The 844-nt window shown below is 62.9% G+C and carries 2 protein-coding genes and 1 pseudogene; 2 read left to right on the top strand and 1 reads right to left on the bottom strand.

Annotated features, from left to right (window positions below):
- Nucleotides 1–66, top strand: a pseudogene (locus EN932_RS39420) (hypoxanthine phosphoribosyltransferase); the annotation flags it as partial.
- Between the two features lie 74 nt (nucleotides 67–140).
- Complete coding sequence (locus tag EN932_RS37165; protein ID WP_024503765.1) at nucleotides 141–512, top strand: response regulator; 372 nt, start codon at nucleotides 141–143, stop codon at nucleotides 510–512.
- Here the strand turns inward: EN932_RS37165 and EN932_RS37160 are convergent.
- The coding region (locus tag EN932_RS37160) for a DMT family transporter (RefSeq protein ID WP_164890897.1) at nucleotides 513–844 on the bottom strand (332 nt) is incomplete at its 5' end. It abuts the gene before it with no gap.

Here is an 844-nt window from a genome sequence, read left to right as displayed (position 1 = left end):
GGCATGGATGTAGCCCATGCCTTTCGCGAGTTGCCCTTTGTCGGTGTCGTCAAAGGGGATGCCTGAGCGGCAGCAAAAAGGTTTGCTGATCCTCAGCGCTTTCAGGAAAAGTCAACTTTTGGCGGCCAAATATGCCGGCCATGGCAAAGCTTCTGATCGTCGAGGACGATGAGTCCGTCCGCACCCTGGCCGCCCGCGCGCTTGAACGCGCCGGGCACACAATCGATATCGCTGCGGATGGCGCGCAGGGGCTTGCGCTGATCCAGGCCGCGCGTGGCGGCTATGATCTCGTCGTCTCCGATATCCGCATGCCGGAGATGGACGGCATCGAGATGGCGATAGCGGCGGCAGCATTGTTTCCCGCCATCAAGATCGTGCTGATGACCGGCTATGCCGACCAGCGCGAGCGCGCCGAGGAATTGAACGGCATCATCCTCGATGTCGTGCAGAAGCCCTTCACGCTGGCTGAAATCCGCTCGCGTGTCGAACGGGCGCTGATCTGCTTCGCCTGATCAGGCTGGGTCGGCGGCAGCGAGCACGGGTGGAACATTCTTGCGCCGTTCGGTGTTGAGCGCCAGCAGGCCGGCGCCGATGATCAAGGCGGCACCGATCACGGTCGTCGACCGCGGCACCTCGGCGAAGAACAGGAAACCCCACAGCGGCGACCACAGGATGCCGGTATATTCGAAAGTGGCAACGCGGTTGGCCGGCGCCATCCGGTAAGCCTGCGACAGCAGGATCATGCCGGCGGAGGCGACGAAGCCGCAGGCGGCCATCTTGAGAAAATCCGGCAGCGTCGGCCAAAGCCATGGCCTTACCAGGAATTCGAGGCTGGGGTGGACGG

This window comes from Mesorhizobium sp. M7A.F.Ca.US.002.01.1.1, from assembly GCF_004022955.1.
Lineage (GTDB): Bacteria > Pseudomonadota > Alphaproteobacteria > Rhizobiales > Rhizobiaceae > Mesorhizobium > Mesorhizobium ciceri.
The sequence above is the reverse complement of the archived record's forward strand: the minus strand, read 5'-3'. Positions and strand labels throughout refer to the sequence as shown.

Bases quoted from the DNA above. Each gene is read 5' to 3' on its own strand.
- EN932_RS37165 (WP_024503765.1), top strand. From the start codon at position 141: ATGGCAAAGCTTCTGATCGTCGAGGACGATGAGTCCGTCCGCACCCTG.